This window comes from Polymorphobacter sp. PAMC 29334 (assembly GCF_019431245.1).
GTDB classification, from domain to species: Bacteria; Pseudomonadota; Alphaproteobacteria; order Sphingomonadales; family Sphingomonadaceae; genus Polymorphobacter_B; species Polymorphobacter_B megasporae.
This window is the reverse complement of sequence record NZ_CP080243.1, coordinates 2,784,131-2,805,854: the sequence shown is the minus strand read 5'-3', so window position 1 is coordinate 2,805,854 and position 21,724 is coordinate 2,784,131. Positions and strand designations below refer to the sequence as shown.

The 21,724-nt window shown below is 67.7% G+C and carries 20 protein-coding genes; 14 read left to right on the top strand and 6 right to left on the bottom strand.

Features of this window, described 5'->3' with window-relative positions:
• The first annotated feature begins 102 nt into the window (after positions 1-102).
• On the top strand, positions 103-1,011 hold the full coding sequence (locus KZX46_RS17030) for a prephenate dehydratase (protein ID WP_219774966.1): 909 nt from the start codon (positions 103-105) through the stop codon (positions 1,009-1,011).
• Positions 1,012-1,392: 381 nt separating this feature from the next.
• Here KZX46_RS17030 and KZX46_RS17025 read toward each other — a convergent pair whose 3' ends face one another.
• Positions 1,393-2,307, bottom strand: a complete 915-nt coding sequence (locus KZX46_RS17025) for a PEPxxWA-CTERM sorting domain-containing protein (RefSeq protein WP_226896015.1) — start codon at positions 2,305-2,307, stop codon at positions 1,393-1,395.
• Positions 2,308-2,525: 218 nt separating this feature from the next.
• Here KZX46_RS17025 and KZX46_RS17020 point away from each other — a divergent pair, with 218 nt between their 5' ends.
• Both KZX46_RS17020 and KZX46_RS17015 read left to right on the top strand, forming a co-directional pair.
• A complete protein-coding gene (locus KZX46_RS17020) occupies positions 2,526-3,449 on the top strand; it encodes a helix-turn-helix domain-containing protein (protein WP_219774965.1) in 924 nt (307 codons plus the stop codon).
• A gap of 233 nt (positions 3,450-3,682) precedes the next feature.
• Positions 3,683-6,037, top strand: coding sequence for a bifunctional diguanylate cyclase/phosphodiesterase (locus KZX46_RS17015; RefSeq protein WP_219774964.1), 2,355 nt, complete (start codon positions 3,683-3,685; stop codon positions 6,035-6,037).
• 7 nt (positions 6,038-6,044) lie between these two features.
• Here the strand turns inward: KZX46_RS17015 and nudC are convergent, their stop codons facing one another.
• Both nudC and KZX46_RS17005 read right to left on the bottom strand, forming a co-directional pair.
• Complete coding sequence (gene nudC / locus KZX46_RS17010) at positions 6,045-6,959, bottom strand: NAD(+) diphosphatase (RefSeq protein WP_219774963.1); 915 nt, start codon at positions 6,957-6,959, stop codon at positions 6,045-6,047.
• Positions 6,956-8,131, bottom strand: coding sequence for an A/G-specific adenine glycosylase (locus tag KZX46_RS17005; protein WP_219774962.1), 1,176 nt, complete (start codon positions 8,129-8,131; stop codon positions 6,956-6,958). Before KZX46_RS17005 ends, nudC begins: the two co-directional genes overlap by 4 nt.
• 25 nt (positions 8,132-8,156) lie before the next feature.
• Between KZX46_RS17005 and KZX46_RS17000 the strand changes: the two genes are divergently transcribed.
• A complete protein-coding gene (locus tag KZX46_RS17000; RefSeq protein ID WP_219774961.1) occupies positions 8,157-8,657 on the top strand; it encodes a DUF721 domain-containing protein in 501 nt (166 codons plus the stop codon).
• Here the strand turns inward: KZX46_RS17000 and KZX46_RS16995 are convergent.
• The gene (locus KZX46_RS16995; protein WP_219774960.1) at positions 8,654-9,805 is read right to left on the bottom strand and encodes a TDT family transporter; all 1,152 of its coding nucleotides are present in this window, start codon (positions 9,803-9,805) and stop codon (positions 8,654-8,656) included. The two genes, KZX46_RS17000 and KZX46_RS16995, sit on opposite strands and share 4 nt — an antisense overlap.
• A 119-nt stretch (positions 9,806-9,924) precedes the next feature.
• Between KZX46_RS16995 and KZX46_RS16990 the strand changes: the two genes are divergently transcribed.
• The 8 genes from KZX46_RS16990 to KZX46_RS16955 all read left to right on the top strand — a co-directional run bounded on the left by KZX46_RS16990 (position 9,925) and on the right by KZX46_RS16955 (position 17,468).
• Positions 9,925-10,665: a thioredoxin domain-containing protein gene (locus KZX46_RS16990; RefSeq protein WP_219774959.1), complete on the top strand. Its 741-nt coding sequence runs from the start codon at positions 9,925-9,927 to the stop codon at positions 10,663-10,665.
• Between the two features lie 92 nt (positions 10,666-10,757).
• Positions 10,758-11,513, top strand: coding sequence for a thioredoxin domain-containing protein (locus tag KZX46_RS16985; protein ID WP_219774958.1), 756 nt, complete (start codon positions 10,758-10,760; stop codon positions 11,511-11,513).
• A 24-nt stretch (positions 11,514-11,537) separates the two neighbouring features.
• Positions 11,538-14,930, top strand: coding sequence for a chromosome segregation SMC family protein (locus KZX46_RS16980; RefSeq protein WP_219774957.1), 3,393 nt, complete (start codon positions 11,538-11,540; stop codon positions 14,928-14,930).
• A gap of 127 nt (positions 14,931-15,057) precedes the next feature.
• Positions 15,058-15,399, top strand: a complete 342-nt coding sequence (locus KZX46_RS16975) for an AtpZ/AtpI family protein (protein WP_216707966.1) — start codon at positions 15,058-15,060, stop codon at positions 15,397-15,399.
• Positions 15,400-15,401: 2 nt separating this feature from the next.
• Positions 15,402-16,151: a F0F1 ATP synthase subunit A gene (locus KZX46_RS16970; protein WP_226896014.1), complete on the top strand. Its 750-nt coding sequence runs from the start codon at positions 15,402-15,404 to the stop codon at positions 16,149-16,151.
• A gap of 10 nt (positions 16,152-16,161) precedes the next feature.
• On the top strand, positions 16,162-16,389 hold the full coding sequence (locus tag KZX46_RS16965) for a F0F1 ATP synthase subunit C (RefSeq protein ID WP_174272942.1): 228 nt from the start codon (positions 16,162-16,164) through the stop codon (positions 16,387-16,389).
• A gap of 27 nt (positions 16,390-16,416) precedes the next feature.
• Complete coding sequence (locus KZX46_RS16960; RefSeq protein WP_219774956.1) at positions 16,417-16,896, top strand: ATPase; 480 nt, start codon at positions 16,417-16,419, stop codon at positions 16,894-16,896.
• Between the two features lie 11 nt (positions 16,897-16,907).
• Complete coding sequence (locus tag KZX46_RS16955; protein WP_219774955.1) at positions 16,908-17,468, top strand: hypothetical protein; 561 nt, start codon at positions 16,908-16,910, stop codon at positions 17,466-17,468.
• Positions 17,469-18,032: 564 nt separating this feature from the next.
• Here KZX46_RS16955 and KZX46_RS22985 read toward each other — a convergent pair.
• Complete coding sequence (locus KZX46_RS22985; RefSeq protein ID WP_226896013.1) at positions 18,033-18,866, bottom strand: PEPxxWA-CTERM sorting domain-containing protein; 834 nt, start codon at positions 18,864-18,866, stop codon at positions 18,033-18,035.
• Between the two features lie 116 nt (positions 18,867-18,982).
• Positions 18,983-19,702, bottom strand: a complete 720-nt coding sequence (locus KZX46_RS16945) for a LuxR family transcriptional regulator (protein WP_219774954.1) — start codon at positions 19,700-19,702, stop codon at positions 18,983-18,985.
• A gap of 239 nt (positions 19,703-19,941) precedes the next feature.
• Here KZX46_RS16945 and rpiB point away from each other — a divergent pair, with 239 nt between their 5' ends.
• Both rpiB and glyA read left to right on the top strand, forming a co-directional pair.
• Entirely contained in the window at positions 19,942-20,403 is a 462-nt protein-coding gene (gene rpiB, locus KZX46_RS16940) for a ribose 5-phosphate isomerase B (RefSeq protein WP_216707962.1), read from the top strand.
• Positions 20,400-21,722, top strand: a complete 1,323-nt coding sequence (glyA, locus tag KZX46_RS16935) for a serine hydroxymethyltransferase (RefSeq protein WP_219774953.1) — start codon at positions 20,400-20,402, stop codon at positions 21,720-21,722. Before rpiB ends, glyA begins: the two co-directional genes overlap by 4 nt.
• Positions 21,723-21,724: the final 2 nt, after the last annotated feature.

The window sequence follows — 21,724 nt, the reverse complement described above, 5'->3', positions numbered from 1 at the left end:
TTGCGACGTCCCGCGCTCGCAAGCCATGTATCGTCGCACTGCAGCATGGGGGGCATTCCGGCGGCATTGTAACCTCAGGTTACATTTCGTACCCCACCGCCGATGACCAGCTACCCCGCTCCTGCCGCCGCGCTCGTCGCCGCGATGACCGCCGCCGCAGCCGTCGACCCGTCGCGCGCCATCGCGTTCCAGGGCGCGCCGGGAGCATATTCGCACCAGGCGGTCCGCGAGGCGTTCCCCGACGCGCTGCCGCTGCCGTGCTTCAGCTTCGACGACGCGATCGAGGCGGTCCAGTCGGGACGGGCAGGGCGCGCGGTGATCCCGATCGAGAACTCGCTTCACGGCCGCGTCGCCGACATCCACTTCCTGCTGCCCGAATCCGGGCTGGCGATCGTCGGCGAGCATTTCGTCCGCGTGCGCCACTGTTTGCTCGGCGTGCGCGGGGCGGTGCGCGAGGACGTGCGCGTCGCGATCAGCCACGAACAGGCGCTCGGCCAGGTTCGCCGTCGCCTCGCCGACTGGGGCATCGCCGCCGAACGCTATGCCGACACCGCCGGGGCCGCTGCGCTCGTCGCCGAGGCCGGCGATCCGGCGCGGGCAGCGGTCGCGTCGCGCCTTGCCGCCGAGCTTTACGACCTCGACGTCCTCGCCGAGAACATCGAGGATGCTGCCCACAACACGACACGCTTCGTCGTCCTGTCGCGTGAGGCGAAACCGCCGGCGCCGGGCTACGCGCTGATGACCAGCCTGTTGTTCGAAGTCCGCTCGGTCCCGGCGGCGCTGTTCAAGGCCTTGGGCGGGTTCGCCACCAACGGCGTCAACCTGACCAAGCTCGAAAGCTACCTCAAGGGCGGGGCGTTCTCGGCGGCAGAATTCTACGCCGATATCGAGGGCACCCCCGACGACCCCGGCGTCGCCCGTGCGCTCGACGAACTGCGCTTCCACACCAACTGGGTCCGCATCCTCGGCACCTACCCGCAAGCGCGCAGCCGCGAGCTGCCCGGCGGCTGATCGAGTCGCGCCACGAAAAGTGTCAAGCCAGCTTGACGAAGTTGATGAAGTTGACGCCACGCCGGATCGAAACTCACCCCCTCCGCAGCCGCCCGGGCGACGCTGGCGGCTGGCGAGGGGGCGGGGGGCGGTCATCGGGCGGAGGCTGGCAAATCGAGGACGTGTAGGACAGCGTTTTCTGTCGAGCACGCCGGGTGGAAGCTTTGTGATCGCTTTGCACCCCCTCCCGGCCGTCCGGTCTCTCCGTACGCGCTCTGAAACCGGCCATTCGAACCGCGACGCGCTCGCGGATCGCACAGGGGTCGTAGCCAAGGTGGCCACGCTGACGGCTCGCGGCCCGCAGAGACGATCGGCGTGGTCCGCGCGCCGACGTAAAAAGGCTCAGGCGACCTGCGGGACCCGCCGCCGCAGCGCGCTGCCGACGAAGCCAAAGCCCGCGATTATCATCGTCCACGCCGCTGGCTCGGGGACCCCGGCGACCGGCAGAATGTCAACTATCCTGGCGTGGATCGTCACGGGAGTGAACGTGTCACCCGTCTGGGCGTCGCCGAACAAATATCGCGACGTGTCGAGGAGGGCGGTGCTGTAATAGTCGCCTGTGGCCAATCCGGCAGTTTCGAACCCGAATCCGATGTTGGAATTGCGGCCACCCGCGATGTCGAAAGGCGTCTGCGGCAGGTTGAGCCTGAAGTCCAAAGCGAAATCGCCGTCGTACCTCGGGGCAAAAAACCCGCCGTTGAGCGTCTCGCCATCGACCGGCGCGCTGATGTTAGCGATGTTGAGCAGGGCCGCGTTCGAGCTGTCGGTCAAGACATTGCCGAAATCGAGGATATAGGCACCGTTCTTGAATATCAGTTTGGCACCGCTGATGGCCGATAGTGTCCATGTCTGCGGCGCTGGATGAACGACTTGAGTTACCGTCACCGTATTTGGATCAATTCGAAAATTGTAGAAGTCATCGGCAACGTTGGGCAGATTACGGAGCCCGTACTTAATCACATCAGTGCCATTTAAACCGCCGATATCGAAATTGAGCGACGCAACTATAGCTGCCGTCAATTGTGACGATTTTGATTCGTTGAAAGCGAACGAGAAATCATAGGAAATGGTTGGCAATGTTATGATATATCCGGTGCCTGCCACACTCAACTGGGTGGCCTGTGCCGCTCCCGCGCCGAAACCGGCGATCAATATCACCGCGCTCAATCGCAGATATTTCATTTTGGCACCTGTATATTGATTTCGATCGGGCTTAAGTCTTGTCGACATACAATCCCGGCGGGCGGTGCGCCCCATGCTTTTCCTTACAAAAACAAATAACTTATGCGATACGAAATCTGCGTCGAGCCGCACCTGGAGTGTTTTCCAGTCAGATGGCTTTAGCTGACGCCTAAGAAACCACGGTAAATCAAAGAACTGGAGTGCTCGTTCGATTCCAACTGAACGAAATGCACTCTAGGCTCGGCGGTATGAGTTGATCTACAAGATGGCCCTCCTATGTCGCCGCATCGCCTTTGATCGCCAGCGGCAGCCACGCGCCGGGTATCCGCGCGGCGGATTTCGGCCTCCCCGCCGGCACCGCGATGCGCATCGAGCGCGCCGCCGACGCCTTGCGCCCCGTATTGTCGAGCTACACCGTTCTCGACTCTGACGAAGCTTTATGGTCGGGCGCGAGCAATTGGCTGCTACCGGGCTGGGCGAAGATCTGGATCGGCCTCGCGGCGAACTCGCTCGATGTTAAAGTCGGCAGTCGGCACTATCCGCAGCTCGGACCGGCGATGTTGTTCGGCGTCACGAGCCGGGCGATGCCGGCCACAACGTACGGCGGTGTCAGCATCGTCATCGACGTCGGCCCGCTCGCTTGGGCGCGGTTGTTCGCACTGTCGGCCGAGTCGCTGCGTGATCGCATCACGCCGCTGGCTGTCTTGGTGCCGCCAGGGTGGAGCGAAGACCTCGTTGCGCGCATCGCGCGATCCGACCGGGGTGCAGACATCAAGTTCGTGATCGACGATTTCTTCCACGAGCGCCTTCCACCACCCCACAAGAGCGAGGCGACGCTCGCGCGGATCATCGCCTTGCTCGGCGACGAGGCCACGCACGACCTGTCGAAGGCGGCGGTCCAAGTCGGCATCGACGATCGTTTGCTGCGCCAACTGGCCAAGCGGTATTTCGGCTTTCCGCCCAAGCTGCTGTCGATGCGTACGCGCTTCCTCCGCGCCTTGACGGAGCTACTCGTCGATCAGGGTGAGCCGGACTTCGCCGCGACCCCGAAGGGCTATCATGATAACTCGCACTTCATCCGCGATGCCAACCGCTTCCTCGGTATGACGCCACGCCGGTTTCTGGCGCTAGATCTGCCTGTCACCCGTGCTGCGGCGCGCGCGCGTGCGCTGGTGATGGGGGCGGCGACGTCGTCGCTCGACAGCGTGATCGAATAGCATGGCAGCGCATAACGTTCGGATGTCAGCTTTTTGATCGATTGGCGCCGGTACCGGACCGACCGTTCACTACACCGTCCCGGACGCTCGCTTTTCGCCGGCAAACATTCAGTGCCCCCTCAATTGCCATGCTGACGATCGGGTAAGCCGCGAGCGCCGTCTGTTTCCGGCACTAAGCCTTTGCCTCGTCGTGCCGTTTCAACCTGCAACAAAGATGCAAGGGGCGGTCCACGATGTCGGCGATGTTCAGGCCGCCGACGGCGGTGGTCAAGGCGATCGGCTGGGCCGAGGTGTTCGGTTTCGGTCACGGCAGCGACCCGTTCTGGGCGAGCGTCCGCGCGGCGCAGCTCGCGCTGGTCGGGCGCTATGTGCCGTTCAACGTCGCCTGCGTCGCGGTCAACCTCGCCGCGCTTGGTATCGTCCTGCGCCGGACCGGCGACCCGGCAGTGCTGGCATGCTTCGCCGCGGCGCTGATCGGACTGATGGCGGTGTGGCTGGCGGGCTGGATCGAGCAGCGCGAAGGCCCGGTGCCGATTGCCGCTAGTCGTACCGACGTTGCCGCGTTCGGCGCCAAGATCCTCGCGTTCGGCGCGCTGTGGGCGTTGTTCATGGTCTACATCGTCCCGCGCGCGGCGGCTCCCGAGCAGATCTATCTGTCGCTGCTGTCGGTCGCAGTGATGGGCATGTGCGGCTTCGCGACGTCGGTGCTGCCGCTGCCGAGCGCGCTGCTGGTGACGCTGGTTGCGGGCAGCGCGATCTTCGGCGTCCCCGGCGGCACAGCGGCGTGGCCGGTCCAGCTCGGCATCGCGACCTTCGCCGTCGCGATCGTCCGCGGGGTGATGGTGACGAGCTTCTCGATGATGGCGCGGATGCGGACCGAGGCCGAGCACGCCGAGCAGGAGGCGGTGATCGGCATGCTGCTCAGCGAGTTCGAGGCGAACGGCAGCGACTGGCTGTTCGAGCTCGACGGCGACTTGCGGCTGACGCACGTCTCGCCACGCTTCGCCCTCGTCGCGCAGCGCCCGCGCGAGGCGATGCTCGGGCAGGACCTGCTGCCGATGCTCGGCTGCAGCCGGCGCGGGGCCGAGGCGCGGCAGGCGATCCGCCTGCTCGGCGAGCATTTCGCGCATGCCCGGCCGTTTCGCGATATCGTCGCGCCGGTCAAGGTCGGCGGCGAGACGCGGTGGTGGCAGTTGTCGGGCACGCCGAAGCACGATGCGCGCGGGCGTTTCGCCGGTTATCGCGGGGTCGGGTCGGACATCACCGACATCCGGCTGAGCCACGACCGCATCGCGCATCTCGCGCGGTTCGACCCGCTGACCGGCCTCGCCAACCGTTCGTTGCTGCGCGAGCGGCTCGACGAGGCGCTGGTCCGCTCGACCCGGACGCGGACCGGTTGCGCGTTGCTGTTCGTCGACCTCGACCGGTTCAAGTCGGTCAACGACACGCTCGGGCATCTCGCCGGCGACCGGATGCTGCGCGAGGTCGCGGCGCGGCTGCGGCAGGCGATGGGGGCGGAGGCGCATATCGGACGGCTCGGCGGCGACGAATTCGCGGTTGTCCTGCCCGAGAGCTCGACCACGAGCGCCGAAGCCGCATCGCGCGCGATCGTCGCGGTGCTGTCGCAGCCGTTCGATGTCGACGGCGTGCCCGTGACGATCGGCGCGAGTGTCGGCTTTGCGATTGGACCCGCCGACGGCGCGACGGTCGATGTGTTGCTGCGTTCGGCCGACCTCGCGCTGTACGAGGTCAAGGGATCGGGGCGCGGCGCCGCGTGCAAATTCACCCCCGCGATCAAGGACAAGGCCGACGAGCGCCGGGCGATCGAGGCCGACCTGCGCGGCGCGCTCGCAGGCGGACAGTTCCGGCTCGCCTACCAGCCCGTCGTCGACGCCGCCGACGAGGGCATTGTCGGCTTCGAGGCGCTGCTCCGCTGGCACCATCCGACGCTCGGGTTGATCCCCCCGGCGAAATTCATCCCGATCGCCGAGGAGACCGGGCTGATCGTCGAGATCGGCGCATGGGTCCTGCGCGAGGCGTGCGCGCAGGCGCGCGAATGGCCCGGACATGTCCGCGTCGCGGTCAACCTGTCGCCGGTCCAGTTCGACGATCCGCGCCTCGTCGAGCGCGTCGCCGCCGCGCTCGCCGATTTCGGCATCGCCCCCGACCGGCTCGAACTCGAGATCACCGAGAGCTTGTTCATGAACGAACGCGCGGCGACGGTGGCGATGCTCGCGGCGTTGAAAGCGCTCGGCATTCGCTTCGCGCTCGACGACTTCGGCACCGGCTATTCGTCGCTCGGCTATCTCCAGAAAGTCGCGTTCAGCCGGATCAAGATCGACCGCAGTTTCGTCATGCACGCGACCGAACCGGCGAGCGAGGCAGTCGCGATCATCCAGGCGATCGTCGCGCTGGCGACGAGCCTCGGGATGGAGACGACGGCGGAAGGGGCGGAGACGCGCGCGGAGTTCGATGTCTGCCGTGAGCTCGGCTGCCTGCAGGTGCAGGGGTATTTGACGGGGCGACCGATGGGGGCGGCGGAGGCGACCGCGCTGGTTACGCCGGTGTTGTTGACGGCGGTGGCGTAGGGGAGGGCTATTCGTCCACCCACGTCCGCAACAGCGTATGCGCGATCGCCAGCGGGGGCGGCGCGAGCCAAGGCCCGACCCCGTCGAGCGCGGCGCGGACTTCGCCTTTCGTCACCCACTTCGCCTCCTCGATCTCGTCGTCGTCGAGGTTGAGTTCGCGGGTCGTCGCCTTGGCGAAGGCACCGACCATAAGGTTCGACGGGAACGGCCATGGCTGGCTGGCGATGTATCGGACGCGGGCGACGCCGATCCCGGCCTCCTCGAACAATTCGCGCGCGACGGCTTCCTCGAGGGTTTCACCCGGCTCGACGAACCCCGCGAGCGCCGAGAAGAAGCGTTTGGGGAAGCGCGGCTGGCGGCCGACGAGCGCGTGCGGCTGCCCAAGTTCGGGGATGTCGAGGATCGCGAGCATGATCACCACCGGGTCGGTCCGCGGAAAATGATGCGCGCCGCAAACGTCGCACAGTCGCTCGTACCCCGCCTTGAATACCCGCGTCGGGCTCGCGCAGTTGGCGCAGAATTTGTGGCGCGCGTGCCAGTCGAGCAGCGACCGCGCCTGCGCGAAGATCGCCGCGTCGCCGGGGTTAGGGCTTGCTGCGAGCTCGGCGCCGAACGCGCGCGGGTCGCCGAGCGGGCCGAGATGCCCCCCCGGCGCGGCAACGGCGAAGCGCGGGGCGCCGTCGTCGAGGCCGAGGAATACCGTCGTCGCGTCGGCCGGAACCGCGTCGCGCTCGAGCCACATCAGTCCGCCGCCTTCGGGCAGCACCGGGCGCAAATCGTCGAGGATGAGCCAGCGGGCGGCGCGGTTCGACCGCGCCATGATCATCGCGCCCTCGTCCTTGCGCATCGCGTCGGCGCGGTCGAGTGGCGAGCCACTGAACCCGACGCGCGGGGTGGTCGGGCCGGCGAAGGGGTCGGTCATGCAGTGGTCTCCAGGGCGAGCGACGGCGACTGAACAGCATCGGCGCGCGCGCGCAAGACGGCTTCCGCACAACGGGCGAAAAGCGTCGGGAGTCCCGCGGCGGCGATCGTCGCGACTGGATGCCAGATGCCGTTGGTGTCCGGACGGGTGGAGGGGTAGGTGACGACGACGGTCAGCCGCAGTTCGAAGTGGGTGAAGACGTGGCGGACGACTCCGATCACGGATTTGCCGATGACAGTTTCATCAACAGCTTCATTGGTGTCATCCCCGCGAAAGCGGGGACCCAAGGTCACCAAGGGTCGTGACATTGGGTCCCCGCTTTCGCGGGGATGACATGGTATCTTTGGCGGACACTCGCTCCACTCGCCCGTCGGCAAGCCGAGCATTCCGCCGAGCAACCCCGACCCCGGCCGCCGTTCGAGCAGCACCGCGCCGTCATGCTCGATCCAGTAAGCGATCCCGTACCGAACCGGCTTCGCAACCTTCGGCGGCTTAATTGGGAACCGCGTCGGCTCGCCCTCAGCGAACGCAACGCACCCCTCCGACAGCGGACACCGCCCGCACGCCGGCGCGCGCGGGGTGCAGATCGTCGCACCGAGGTCCATCATCGCCTGCGCATGATCCCCCGCCCGCGTCTCCGGGGTCAGCCGGTCCGCCAGCGCGTACAGCTCGCGCTTCGCCTTCAGCAGCGGCGCCGCTACCGCGAACAACCGCGACACGACGCGTTCGACATTGCCATCGACGACCACCGCGCGCTGGTCGAACGCGATCGCGGCGATCGCGGCAGCGGTATATCCGCCCACCCCCGGCAGCGCGCGCAGCCCCGCCTCGTCATCGGGCCAGCCGCCGCGCGCGACGACAGCGCGGGCGCAAGCGAGCAGGTTGCGCGCCCGGGCATAATAGCCGAGCCCCGCCCATTCGCGCATGACGTCGGCATCGTCCGCCGCCGCGAGCGCCGCGACGCTAGGCCACACCGCGAGAAACTTCGCGTAATACGGTGCGACCGCCGCCGTCGTCGTCTGCTGGAGCATAATTTCCGACAGCCACACCCGATACGGCGTCGGCGGCGGCGTCCCCGGCGGGCTGCGCCACGGCAGCGCGCGGGCGTTGGCATCGTACCACGCGAGCAGCTTCGCTGACACCGGAGTGGCGCAATCTTCGTCGACTGGCATCGCCCGCCTATGGCATAGCGAGCGCATGGCCGAAACCGAATCGACACCGCCGCGGAAGGGCCGGTCCGCGCGCGCGGTCAGCGAACTCGTCCCCAAGGTCGGCGGCGCCGCGTTCCGCCGCTTCGGCTTCATGCAGAACGAGGTTGTCGCGCGCTGGGCCGAGATCGTCGGCGAGCAATATGCGCGCTACTCGACCCCCGAATCGATCGCCTTCCCGGTCGGCAAGAAGAGCGGCGGGACGCTCAAGGTCTGCGTCACCGGGGCGTTCGCGCCGATGCTCAAGCACGTCGAGCCGCAGGTCATCGAACGGGTCAACCGCTACTTCGGTTACGCCGCCGTGTCGCGCGTCGCGCTGCGCCACGGCGACCTGCCCGCGACGGTCCGGCGCGCGACGGTCACCGAGCACCCGCTGTCGGCGGAAACGACGACCACCTTGCGCGACATCGCCGATCCCGACCTCCGCGCCAGCCTCGAATCGCTGGCGCGCGCTCTGTCGTCGACGCGCGGGATCCCCAAGATCAGCTAGTCGACCTTGGCGATGCACGGCGAGACGAACAAATGGCCCTTCCAGCCGCCGTCGATCGTCCGCGCGGCGACGAGCACCCACAATAGTCCGACGACGACGGTCAGCAGCGCGCCAAAGATCGACAATCCGCCGAGGTGGAGCGTCGCGCCGAGACGGATCGTCGCGAGCGCATAGACGCCGAGCGGGAAGATATAGCCCCACCAGCCGAGGTTGAACGGCACCCCCGACCGGGCATAGCGCGCGGTGATCAGCGTCCCGAGGAGCAGCCACCACAGGCCGAAGCCCCACAGGATCGTCGCGACGATCAGCCCGCCGGCAGCGGCGACGTGCCCGGCCTCGGCGAACCCGGCCGCGCCGAAGATCGCCGGTGCCGCTTGCCCGAGGACGACCATGCCGAGCGCTCCGGTCCCGATCGGGCCGAGTGCGAGCCAGCTCGACGACGCCATGCTCGACGGCGGCAGTTTGTACAGCGCCATCCGCAAAATCAGGATCGCGAGGATGCCGAACGCGAGCGGCACCGAATAGCCCCACAGGACATAGCTCGCGACGAGCGTCGGGAAGCGATCGGCGGCGGCGAGGTGCGGCGCGAGCAACCCCCCGGTGACCGCGGCGACCTCGGCGACGACGACCGGGAGGAGCCACACCGCGGTCATCTGGTCGACGCTGTGATCCTGCCGGGTGAACATCAGATACGGGATGCCGACGCCGATCACGACCGCGAGCGCGATGTCGAGCCACCACAACGCCTCGGCGACCGGGACGACGCCGGGACCCCACAGCGGCAGGCCGAACGCGAGCAGCCCGTTGATGATCGTCGCCAGCCCCATCGGGATCGTCCCGATGAACATCGACACGATCGAATGGCCGAAGATCCGCCGTGCCTCGCTGCCGAACATGATCCAGCGCGCGGCGTACAACCCGCTGAAAACGATGAACAGGACGATATCGAGCAGCCACAGTCCTTGCCCAATCCCGCGCAGGCCCGGCACCGCGAACGGAAATTGCGCGAGCATCAGCGCGAGGATACCGGTCCCCATCGTGGCAGCGAACCAGTTCGGCGTGAACTGGCGGATCATCTCGCGCGGATGGCTGAGGCTCGACAGCGGGCGCAGGCCGGCGAAGATTTCGGCGCGGTGGTCGTGAAGCATGGCTCGGCCCTTACTGGAGCGACGATAATACCATGCCTCGATGCCGCCGCCACCTTTGACGCCGCCTCGGCTTCGCCTGTATCGTGAGCCGGCACGTTATCTGCCGAAAGTGCCCGTCCATGACCCCGCGTTTCCGTTCACTGCCGATCGTCCTCGCCGCGTCGCTGGCCCTTGCCGCGTCCGGCGGAATGGCGAGCGCCGCGCCCGCGAAACCGGCGGCGGTCAACACCGCGAAGCCCGCCGCGGCGAACTGGCTCGACGTCATCGTCGCGACGCCCGAGGGCGGGTTCCGCCAGGGCAATCCGAACGCCAAGGTCAAATTGCTCGAATTCGGCTCGTTGACCTGCCCCCATTGCGCCGCCTTCGCCCGCGTCAACGTGCCCACGTTGCGCAGCCAATATGTCGCGACCGGCAAGGTCAGCTATGAATACCGCCCGTTCCTGCTCAATGGCGTCGACCTCGCCCCGGCGTTGCTCGTCCGTTGCGAGGCACCCGCCGCCGCGATCAAGCTGATCGACGCCTTTTACGAGCAGCAGCCGCAATGGACCCTGCCATTCACCAAGCCGCTCCCCGACGACGTCCAGAAGCGGCTCAGCGCACTGCCGCAAGAGCAGCAGATCGGTGCATTTGCCGCGAATGGCGGCCTCGACACCTTCATGGCGAACCGGGGGATGCCGCGCGCGAAGTTCGACGCTTGCACCAGCGACAAGGCGGGGATCGCCAAGCTCGAGGACATCCGCACCGACGCCGACAAGAATTACGGGCTGACCGCGGTCCCGACCTTCGTCATCAACGGCAAGACGGTGCCCAATGCCTATGACTGGTCGAAGCTCAAGCCGGCGATCGACGCCGCGCTTTGAGCCATTCGCGAAGGTCGCGGATGGCGCTTTGACGCGGCGGTGCAGGTGCCGCTATTCTGACGGTCGCCCCGCGTCACAGGAACCCCGCGCTCATGCCATTTGCCGCCCGTAGCATCGCCGCCGCCGCCCTCGCTGCCCTGACCCTGACCGCGTGCGGCGACAAGGCGTCGAGCGCCGCGCCGACCAAGTCGACGACCGCCGCCAAGGCGACCCCGGCGACGCCCGCGACGAAGGACTGGCTCGATGTCGTCACGATGACCCCCGAGGGCGGGTTCAAGCAGGGTAACCCCGACGCCAAGGTCAAGCTGCTCGAATTCGGCTCGCTGACCTGCTCGCACTGCGGCGCGTTCGCGCATGAGGGCGTTCCCGAACTCCGCGCCAAATATATCGCCACCGGGAAGGTCAGCTACGAATACCGCACCTTCATCCTGAACGGCGTCGATTTCGCGCCGTCGCTCCTCGTCCGCTGCCAGCAGCCGGCGGCGGCGCTCAAGCTGATCGACGCGTTCTACGACCAGCAGGCGGTATGGACGGTGCCGTTTACCAAGCCGCTGCCGGATGATGTGCAGAAGAAGCTCGCGACGCTGCCGCAGGAGCAGCAGATCACCGAATTCGCCGCGCAGGGCGGGCTCGACGCGTTTATGCGGACGCGCGGGATGACGCGCGCCAAGTTCGATCAGTGCACCAGCGACAAGGCCGGGATCGCAGCGCTGACCGCGATCCGCGACGAGGCGACGAACAAGTACAAGCTCCAGGGAACGCCGACCTTCGTCATCAACGGCGTCACCCAGGTCGATACCGCGAATTGGGCGAAGCTCAAGCCGCTGCTCGACGCTGCGGTAAGCTAGAGCCGGAGAGGCGCCGGGGGGCGGGTGGAGTTTCAACGCCTTAGGCTGGCCGGGTTCAAGTCGTTCGTCGAAGCGTGCGAGCTGCGGATCGAGCCGGGGCTGACCGGGGTCGTCGGGCCTAACGGCTGCGGCAAGTCGAACCTGCTCGAAGCGATCCGATGGGTGATGGGTGAGGGGTCGGCAAAGTCGCTGCGCGGTGGCGGCATGGACGACGTCATCTTCGCCGGCACCGGCGCGCGGCCCGGGCGCGACTTCGCCGAGGTGCTGCTGACGGTCGAGGACGACGGCGAAATCCATGAGGTCGTCCGCCGGATCGAACGCGGCCTCGGTTCGGCGTACCGGCTCGACGGGCGCGACGTCCGCGCCCGCGACGTGCAACTGCTCTTCGCCGACGCCGCGACCGGCGCGCATTCGCCCGCGCTCGTAAGCCAAGGACGGATCGGCGCGATCATCGCCGCCAAGCCCGCCGAACGCCGCATTCTGCTTGAGGAAGCGGCGGGGATCTCGGGGCTCCACGTTCGCAGGCGTGAGGCCGAGATTCGGTTGAAGGCGACCGAGGCGAATTTGCTGCGGCTCGACGACGTCATCGCCGCGCTCGACGCGCAGGCGGCGGCGCTCAAGCGGCAGGCCCGCACCGCCGAGCGGTATCGCGCGCTGTCGGATCGCATTCGCGCGGCCGAGGGTGCGCTGCTGTTCGCGCGGTGGAGCGCCGCGCGGGCTGCTGCCGCTGCCGCCCATGCCGCCGCCGCCGCCGCCGAAGCAGCGGTCGTCGCCGCGACCCGCGACGCCGCCCGACTGGCGACGGCGCAGGCCGAGGCGGCGGTCGCGCTCCCCGAATTACGGATCGCCGAGGCGGAAGCGGCGGCGGCGGCGCAGGTGCTCGTCCAGGCGCAGCGGACGCTGGCGACGGAGGCAGAGGCGATCGCCCGCCGGTCACGCGATCTTGCGGCGGCGGCGGTGACGCTGGCGCGCGACCGGGCGCGCGAGGACGGAATGGCGCGCGACGCGGCGGGGGCGCTCGACCGGTTGGCGGGCGAGGCGTCTGCGCTAGAGGCGACGGCGGCCACGGCGAAAGCGGCGCTCCCGGAGGCGGCCAAGGCGGTCGAGCGCGCCGAACGAACTGCGGCGACGACCGAGGGCGCGTTGTCGACTGCAATCGAGGCACATGCCCGTGCCGCAGCATCGGCGCGCGCGGCAGAGGCGGCGCTCGCCAACGCCGAGGCGCGGCGGGCGCGGGCGGCGGGTGAGGCCGACCGGCTCGACCGAGCCCGTGAGGGCATCGACTCCGCCGGGCTCGATGCGCGCTGTGATGTGGCGGCGGGGGCGCTCGACGCGGCCGCAACGCGGGTGGCGCGCGCGATTGCAGCGATCGCCGAGGCCGACGATGCCCGGCGGAATGCCGAGGCTGCGCGCGAAGCCGCCAACACCGCCGTCCTGACCGCACGCGGCGTCGCCGCCGGTCTGACCGCCGAGCGCGACGCGCTGGCGCGGGTGCTCGCGGGGGGAGGGGCGTCGACCAGCCTGCTCGACCGGATCGGCGTTGCAGCGGGCGACGAACGCGCGCTTGCGGCGGCGCTCGGCGACGATCTCTCGGCAGGGCTGGGCGAAGCCGCGAGCGGTCGCTTCTGGACAATCGCTCCGGGTGACGATGCGCCGCTGCCCGACGGGGTTGAGCCGCTCAACTGCACAGCGCCGCCCGAACTCGCACGGCGGCTCGCGGCGACCGGCATCGCTTCGTCTGAAGATGCTCCCAGGCTTGCGGCGGCGTTGCTCCCCGGCCAGCGGCTCGTCACCCGCGACGGCAGGATGTGGCGCTGGGACGGGTTTCGCGCGTTCGGCGGGCAGGGGGTCGCGACCGCCGAGCGGCTGATCCAGCGCAACCGCCTCGCCGCCGTCGCCGCCGACCTGCTCCCCGCCGAGGCCGAGCTCGCCGACGCTCGAACCGCGCTCGCCGCCGCCGAAACCGCTGCCCGGACAGCCAGCGAGGCTGAGCGCTCAGCCCGCACCGAACGCACCACCGCCGACCGCGCGCACGATTCCGCCCGAGCCGCGCTCGCCGCCGCGACCACCGAGCGCGACCGCGCGACTGCCAAGCGCGAGGCGAGTGACGCCACGATCGCCCGTCTGCGCGACGATGCCGCCGGGTTCGCCCGCGAAGTCGACGCCGCGCGCGCTGCCGCAGCCGAAATCACCGGGCTCCCCGGCCTCGCCGCAGCGGTGACTGCCGCCCGCGCCGCCGCAGAGACCGCCCGCGCCACGCTCGCCCGCGCCCGCGCCGACCACGCGACGCTCGCCCGCGACCTCGACGCCGCTGCCGCGCGGAGCGCCGCGATCGCCGCCGATCGGACCGCGTGGACCCGCCGCGCCGCCGCGAGCGCTGCGCAGATTGCCGAGCTCGATACGCGCGTCGCCGCCGGGGATGCCGAGGCGGCAACCCTCGCTTCGCGCCCTCTGGAGATCGCCGCCGAACTCGCCGCGCTGGCGACGCGCGGTGCCGCCGCCGATGCCGCCCGGCGTTCTGCCGCTGATGCGCTTGCCACCGCCGAGGCCGGGTCGCGGAGCCTCGACGCCGAGGCGCGCACCGTCGCGGAAACGCTGGCCACCGCGCGCGAGGCCCGCGCCCGCGCTGCCGCCGACGCCGAGCACTCCGGAACGCGAACCCGCGAGATCGAGGCGCAATGCGGCGACCGTTTCGCCTGCTCGCCGCCGATGCTCGGGGTCGACGTCGCGGGCGATCCGGTGGCGCTCGCGCATGACTTCGAGACGCTGACCGTCGAGCGCGACCGCATCGGCCCGGTCAACCTGCGCGCAGACCTCGAACTCGCCGAACTCGCCGCGACGAGCGAGGGGTCGGCCGCCGAGCGCGCAGAACTCGACACCGCCGTCGCCCGGCTGCGCGGCAGCATCGGCGCGCTCAACCGCGAGGGGCGGGTCCGTCTCGTCGCGGCGTTCGAGGCGGTCGACGGCCATTTCCGGACGCTGTTCGGGACGTTGTTCGCCGGCGGCGCGGCGCATCTCGCGCTGATCGAATCGGACGATCCGCTCGAAGCCGGGCTCGAGATCATGGCGCAACCGCCGGGCAAGAAGCTGCAATCGTTGACCTTGCTGTCGGGCGGCGAGCAGGCGTTGACCGCAACCGCGCTGATCTTCGCGCTATTCCTGACGACCCCGTCGCCGCTGTGCGTGCTCGACGAGGTCGATGCGCCATTGGACGACGCCAACGTCGAGCGCTTCTGCGACCTGCTCGACCGCATGGCCGAAACGACGCGCACGCGCTTCCTCATCGTCACCCACAATGCCGTGACGATGAGCCGGATGCACCGGCTGTATGGTGTAACGATGGCCGAGCCCGGGGTCAGCCAGCTCGTGTCGGTCGACCTGCGCGCCGCCGAACACCTGCTGGCGGCGGCGGAGTGAGCGGCCGGGCTGGGGAAAAGGGCAAAAGGTTGACACTCCAACCCCCCATCCCTAGACGGACCGGGCTTCGGCGGGCAACCGGCGGGGCTGTGCGGGGCTATTCCCGCCATCCGTCAGAGGAAACCCGGTGAGCCGCCCGCGTCCGACCGACGAGCTCGAGTCTCTCGAAGCTCGCCTGGCCGAGGCCAAGGCGCGGCATAACCCGGTGGACCCGATGCGGGTGGCGAGTGGAGCCATGGGTCAGGGTTTCCGCTTTGCACTGGAAATCGTGATCACGACTGTCGTTGGCAGCGCCATCGGCTGGCAGCTCGACAAATGGTTGGGCACCAAGCCGTGGTTGTTGCTGTTGTTCATGCTGCTGGGGCTGGCAGCGGGGTTCATCAGTCTGTTTCGCGCGGTTGGTGCCGAGCAGAAACTGGTCGATGCGCAACCGATCCCCCCATCGGTTCCAGATGAAGTCGAGGATTGAAGTTGGTCCGTCCGCAGCTCGAACAGTTCGAAATCCACCGGATGGTTCCGGCGACGACGCTCGGCTACGACGTGTCGTTCACCAACGCGTCGCTGTTCATGCTGATTACGCTGGTCGGCGTGTGGGCGTTCCTGACGCTTGGCATGCGCCGCGCGACGCTCGTTCCCGGCCGATGGCAGTCGGCGGTCGAGATGGTCCACGAATTCGTCGTCGGCATGGTCGACGAGAATATCGGGCTCAAGGGCCGCGCCTATGTGCCCTTCATCTTTGCGCTGTTCGTCTTCATCCTGTTCGCCAACATCCTCGGATTGTTGCCGTTCGCCTTTGCTGTCACCAGCCACATCTGGGTGACCTTCGCGTTCGCCGCGTTCATCTTCCTGCTGTGCGTCGGCATCGGCTTCGCCAAGCACGGGCTGCACTTCTTCGAGCTGTTCGTGCCGCCGCAGACCCCGGTCATCCTGCTGCCGCTGATCGTCCTGATCGAACTGATCTCGTTCGTATCGCGTCCGCTGACCCTGTCTGTCCGCCTGTTCGCCAACATGACCGCGGGGCATATCCTGCTCCAGGTCTTCGCCGGGTTCATCGTCAGCCTCGGCCTTGCCGGCGGCGCCTTCTGGCTGCTTGGCATACTGCCGCTGATGATGAACGTCGCGCTCTATGCGCTCGAATTGCTCGTCGCCGTCGTGCAGGCGTATGTCTTCGCGCTGCTGACGTGTGTCTACCTCAACGACTCGATCAACCTCTCGCACTAAGGGACTGAATATGGACGCAACCGCCGCCAAGCTCATCGGAGCCGGCATCGCCACTTTCGGGATGGGTCTCGCCGCTCTGGGCGTTGGCATCATCTTCGGCCTGTTCCTCCAGGGCGCGCTCCGCAACCCCGCCGCCGCCAACTCGCAGCGCCCGAACCTGCTGTTCGGCTTCGCCGTGACCGAAGCGCTCGGCATCTTCTCGTTCCTCGTCGCGCTGATCCTGCTGTTCGTCGTCTAAGACCAGCGATCACGAGGGGAGGGCGGAATGCCTCAATTTGATCCTTCGGTAGCGGTTCCGCAGATCGCGTGGCTGATCGCGGTCTTCGCGATCCTGTACCTGATCGTTCGCGCGTCGCTGCCCAAGGTCGAGCGCGTCGCGCTCAACCGCGCGGGGGTGATCGGCGACGATCTCAACCACGCCGAGATGGCGAAATCGAGCGCGGGCGCGGTGATCGCCGAATATGAGGCGACGCTGGCGACCGCGCGCGCAGCGGCGATGAAGCTCGCTGGTGACGCCAAGACGGCGACGTCGGGCGAGACTGCGGCGAAGCTCAAGGCGGTCGAGGCCGAGCTTGCAGCCAAGACCGCCGGTGCCGCCGCGCGCATCGAAGCCGCGAAGGGCGAGGCGCTCGCCAACCTGCGCATCGTTGCCGAAGACGCGACCGCCGACATCGTCGAGCGTCTGACCGGACGCCGTCCGGCTGCCGACGAAGTCGCTGCTACCGTGGCTGCGGTCGCGGCGTAAGGATCACCAGAATGGCCGAACCCGTCCCCGAAATCGCCGGCGCCGCCACCACCGGCGGCACCGAGCAGCCGCATGAGTTGAAGTGGCTCGGGCTCAATGCCGAGGGCTATATCGCGATCGCCTTCGTGATTTTCGTCGGCCTTTTGCTCTACGTCAAAGTTCCGAAGATGATCGCCGAGGCGCTCGACGGGCGCGCGACCAAGGTCCGCGCCGACCTCGACGAAGCCAAGCGGCTGCGCGCCGAAGCCGAGGCACTCCTCGCCGGGTATAAGGCGAAGGCCGAAACCGCGAGCCACGACGCCGAGCACATCCTGTCGACCGCCAAGACCGAAGCCGCTGCGATCGTCGCCGACGCGCAGCGCCAGGCCGAAGCGGTGATCGCCCGCCGCACCGCGATGGCCGAAACCAAGATCGCTGCTGCCGAACGCGCTGCCGAAGCCTCGGTCCGCGCGCAGGCCGTCGACTTCGCCACTGCGGCGGCGCGGCGCATCATCGTCGCGCACGACGACCCGGCCGAAGCCGCGCGGTTGACCAGCGCCGCGATCAGCGAGCTCGACCGCCGCCTTCACTAGGCGGTTAGCAGATAGTCCGCTGTACGCAAAGACAGACCGGCATCTCGGCGAACGTCAGGACTAACGTCGAGCCACGTATAGAATCCCGCGCTGCGCTCGAAGATGGGCTTCGGCCTTAGCCAGTATGACGATCTGTTCGCCCCGGGCCGCTCGCGCTTATGCCCCGATGATCAATTTACCGTCGCCGCGGCGAGCATCGCCACGACGTGCGCGGCCGTCCTTTGTTGCGACCACCACTATTCCGCAGAACGGCGCCCCTTCGCACAGACCCTCCGCAGAGTGCTGTCATCCCCGCGACAACTGGACCCAAAGTCGGTGAAACTGCAGGACTGAGGCCTCCGGTTTCGCGGAGACGATAGCGTAATGCAGGGAGTGTCGGCTTGAGACACGGATGACGACTGTGTTCGAAGAAGTTGGTCGGCCCATAAAGCCCAAATGACGTGCACGACAAACGGCGTCCGGGCGCGCGATCCCTATCCCCCAGGAATCGCGCGCCCGCCGCCCGCTCGCTTGCCCACCCGCTCGTTACCGCGACCGGTTATCCCGATCGCCGGATTTGTTACCTCACGCCGTGATGGCGGGGCCCGTCATCGTCCGCCTCCGCAGCACCGTTCCGATCGACCCGAAGCCGACCAGCATCATCGCCCATGACGCCGGCTCGGGCACGCCGCCGACCGGGGGCGGCGTCACGGGATCGTGGTTGATCGCGCCGACTTCGGCAGCGGTCAGGACGCCGTCGTAGAAGCGCGCCGAAGCAATGTTCGCAGTCGACCATTCACCTTGGCCACCGCCCATATTGTTGTCGATGAACAGGTTGATCAGCCCGCCCGGTAGCAAATCGAGGGTGTTCGTCGTCGTCGTGAATGAGCCGATGCCGTCGATATAGCCGGTGACGTTGTTCGGGCCCGCGGGACCGACGGTCAGCGCGACGTTGCGATAGACGTCATTGGTGAAGGCGACGCTGCTGCCGCTGATGGGATAGACATCGAGCTGGTTGCCCGGGTCGACGTAGAAACCAGCGTCCGAAGTCCGGTTGGTGACGTCGAGGATCCGTCGCCACGCGTTGGCGCGGTCGAAGAATTCGAAGGTCAGCGCGACCGAGTAGCTGTCGCTCGTCAGTAGGCCGGTGCTGTTGAACGCGAGGCCGCCCTGGTTGGCGTTGGCGTTGGTTCCGCCGACATGAAACACCTGCCGCGAATTGCCGTAGACGGTGTCGGTGACGAAGCCGCTCGTCCCCGACGGGTCGATCGCGACGAGGTCGGGTGCGCCGGCGGTCGACGATGCGAGCGTGTTGTCGAAGAAGTAGCTCGCCTTGAGCGTCGCGGCACCGGCGTTCGCTGCGACGGTGAGGGCAAGGACCGAGAGACCGATGGTGAGCGACTTGTGGAGGCGAGACATCGGATAATTCCTTGGCGAGGCTGATCTTCGTCGACCCTATTGGCCCCGTCCGATGGCTGGAACCCTCCGATCAGAGGGTTAACGTTAATGTCATGTTCACCTTTTTGACTGACCTTTTAGATGTCGATGATGCCGAACGACGCTGCCGTCGCGACCATTTCAGCTCGCGTCCGCGCCTTGAGCCGCCGTTTTGCCTTCTCGACGAACTCGTGCGCGGTCGATACCGCGACGCCGAGCTCGCTCGCGATCGCGGCGTCCGATTTGCCCCGGGCGACAAGCCGCAAGCTGGCTATCTCCCGCTCGGTCAGGCCCATCGGCGGCATGGCAAAGCCGTGTTTCGCGACGAGTGTCCGGACGTAGCTTTGGAGGCAAGTCGCGATCAGGCAGAGGTAGGCACGGAGGGCCGGGTCGGCGATCTCGCGGTGCCCCACCATGCTGACGAGCCCGGCGCGTGTTCCGACCGTCGGCAACGGCACGACGAGGCCGTCGACCCACCCCGCTGCCGCTGCCGCGTCGAGCGCCGCACCGCCGGCACGCGCCAGCGCGCGGTCGGCGCGGAGGTCGGCCCATGTAAACGGCTCGCGGCGGGTGGCGAGCGCGTCGACCAGCGGATCGCGGTCGATCATCCCGGTCCCGACATAGAAGCGCGTCCACGCATCGGGCCAGTCGATGATGTAAAAGACTGTACGGTCGCGATCGGCGAGGTCGACCTCGCCGCAGGCGAACGTGTCGAGGCCGTGCGGCTGGATCGCCGCGCGAAACAGTGACGCGCACGCCGCTGGGGATCCGAGCCGACGCAATTCCGTGTTGAAAGCAGAGGCGTCGTATTGGCTCAAGCCGCCCCTTAAATATTGGTGCATCGATCCTAACCGACCGACCGCGACGGTCAAGCTGGCCGCGCTCGTGATCGGCGACGGTGATTGCCTGGCGCGCTGATGCGGCGGCGTCGCGCGGCCGGTGTTACATCGATGTGCGGGCGATGTGCGCGCGGCGGTCAGGATAACCGAGTTTCACTTTGCCATTCGCTGCTCGATACTAGATATGGTAGGCTCCCTTTCAGCAACCGGGCGAAGACATGCCGCGTGAAATTATTGCCATCGGTGCCGATCATGCCGGCTTCGCGATGAAGGCGGTCCTCGCCGCCGACCTCGGCAAGATGGGTTACGACGTCCTCGACCTCGGGACCAACAGCGAGGTGTCGGTCGACTATCCCGACTTCGGTTTCGCGGTCGGTCGCGCGGTCACGCGCGGCGATGCGGCGCGCGGCATCCTCGTTTGCGGCACCGGCATCGGCATGACGATCGCCGCCAACCGCGACCCCGGCGTCCGCGCGGCCTTGTGCACGAGCGGGCTGATGGCGCGACTGGCGCGCGAGCATAACGACGCGAACGTCATGGCGCTCGGCAGCCGGATTGTCGGCATCGAGGTCGCGCGCGACTGCGTCCGCCAGTTTCTCAGCACGAGCTACGGCGGCGGGCGTCATGCCGACCGCGTCGCCAAACTGTCGCAGCCCGTCTATGAAGAGGCCGCCGAATGAGCCCCGCCGCCGTTCGCACCACTGCCCAGGTAGCACCGCAAGTCGCTGGTTACGAAGGATTCTTTAGCGATCCGGTCGAGGGCGAGATTGCCCGCGCGATCGCGATGGAGCTCGACCGGCAGCAGAATCAGATCGAGCTGATCGCGTCGGAGAACATCGTCAGCCGCGCCGTGCTCGACGCGCAGGGGTCGATTTTCACCAACAAGTACGCCGAGGGTTATCCGGGCAAGCGCTATTACCAGGGCTGCGCGCCGTCGGATATCGTCGAGACGCTGGCGATCGACCGCGCCAAGGCGCTGTTCGATTGCGCCTATGCCAACGTCCAGCCGCATTCGGGCGCACAGGCGAACGGCGCGGTGATGCTCGCGCTGGTCAAGCCGGGCGAGACGATTCTCGGCATGTCGCTCGACGCCGGCGGGCATTTGACCCACGGTGCGGCGCCGTCGATGTCGGGCAAATGGTTCAACGCGGTCCAGTACGGCGTGCGCCGGGAAGACCATCTGATCGACTATGACGCGGTTGCAGAACTCGCCGAAAAGCATCGGCCGAAGCTGATCATCGCGGGCGGTTCGGCGTATCCGCGGGTGATCGATTTTGCCCGATTCCGCGCGATCGCCGATTCGGTCGGGGCACTACTAATGGTAGACATGGCGCACTTCGCCGGTCTCGTCGCCGCCGGCATCCATCCGAGCCCGCTGCCGCACGCCCATGTGGTTACAACGACGACCCACAAGACGTTGCGCGGGCCGCGCGGCGGGATGATTCTGTCGAACGATGTTGACCTTGGCAAGAAGTTCAATTCGGCGGTGTTCCCGGGGATGCAGGGTGGTCCGCTGATGCATGTTATCGCCGCCAAGGCGGTTGCATTCGGCGAGGCTTTGCGCCCTGAATTCAAGGACTACGCCCGCGCCGTCGTGACCAACGCGCAGGTGCTCGCGGCGAAGCTCGTCGCGCGCGGCTGCGCCGTCGTCGCGGGGGGGACCGACACGCATCTGGCGCTGATCGACCTCAGCCCAAAGAACCTCACCGGTAAAGATGCCGACGAAGCACTCGAGCGCGCGGGCATAACGTGCAACAAGAACGGCATCCCGTTCGATCCGCTGCCACCGACCAAGACGAGCGGCATCCGCGTCGGCTCCCCCGCCGGCACGACCCGCGGCTTCGGCATCGCTGAGTTCGGCGCGATCGGCGACATGATTGCCGATGTTTTAGACGGACTTGCGGCGAACGGCGAAGGCGGCAACCACGCGGTCGAGGCGGCGGTCAACGTCCGCGTCCGGGCGTTGTGCGCGCGCTTCCCGATCTATCCGGCTGCGTAACA

Bases quoted from the DNA above. Each gene is read 5' to 3' on its own strand.
- nudC (WP_219774963.1), bottom strand. From the start codon at position 6,959: ATGACCGACCCCTTCGCCGGCCCGACCACCCCGCGCGTCGGGTTCAGT.
- KZX46_RS16990 (WP_219774959.1), top strand. From the start codon at position 9,925: ATGACCCCGCGTTTCCGTTCACTGCCGATCGTCCTCGCCGCGTCGCTG.
- KZX46_RS17000 (WP_219774961.1), top strand. From the start codon at position 8,157: ATGGCCGAAACCGAATCGACACCGCCGCGGAAGGGCCGGTCCGCGCGC.
- KZX46_RS22985 (WP_226896013.1), bottom strand. From the start codon at position 18,866: ATGTCTCGCCTCCACAAGTCGCTCACCATCGGTCTCTCGGTCCTTGCC.
- glyA (WP_219774953.1), top strand. From the start codon at position 20,400: ATGAGCCCCGCCGCCGTTCGCACCACTGCCCAGGTAGCACCGCAAGTC.
- KZX46_RS16995 (WP_219774960.1), bottom strand. From the start codon at position 9,805: ATGCTTCACGACCACCGCGCCGAAATCTTCGCCGGCCTGCGCCCGCTG.
- KZX46_RS16955 (WP_219774955.1), top strand. From the start codon at position 16,908: ATGGCCGAACCCGTCCCCGAAATCGCCGGCGCCGCCACCACCGGCGGC.
- KZX46_RS16965 (WP_174272942.1), top strand. From the start codon at position 16,162: ATGGACGCAACCGCCGCCAAGCTCATCGGAGCCGGCATCGCCACTTTC.
- KZX46_RS17025 (WP_226896015.1), bottom strand. From the start codon at position 2,307: ATGGGGCGCACCGCCCGCCGGGATTGTATGTCGACAAGACTTAAGCCC.
- KZX46_RS17030 (WP_219774966.1), top strand. From the start codon at position 103: ATGACCAGCTACCCCGCTCCTGCCGCCGCGCTCGTCGCCGCGATGACC.
- KZX46_RS16960 (WP_219774956.1), top strand. From the start codon at position 16,417: ATGCCTCAATTTGATCCTTCGGTAGCGGTTCCGCAGATCGCGTGGCTG.
- KZX46_RS17005 (WP_219774962.1), bottom strand. From the start codon at position 8,131: ATGCCAGTCGACGAAGATTGCGCCACTCCGGTGTCAGCGAAGCTGCTC.
- KZX46_RS16985 (WP_219774958.1), top strand. From the start codon at position 10,758: ATGCCATTTGCCGCCCGTAGCATCGCCGCCGCCGCCCTCGCTGCCCTG.
- KZX46_RS17015 (WP_219774964.1), top strand. From the start codon at position 3,683: ATGTCGGCGATGTTCAGGCCGCCGACGGCGGTGGTCAAGGCGATCGGC.
- rpiB (WP_216707962.1), top strand. From the start codon at position 19,942: ATGCCGCGTGAAATTATTGCCATCGGTGCCGATCATGCCGGCTTCGCG.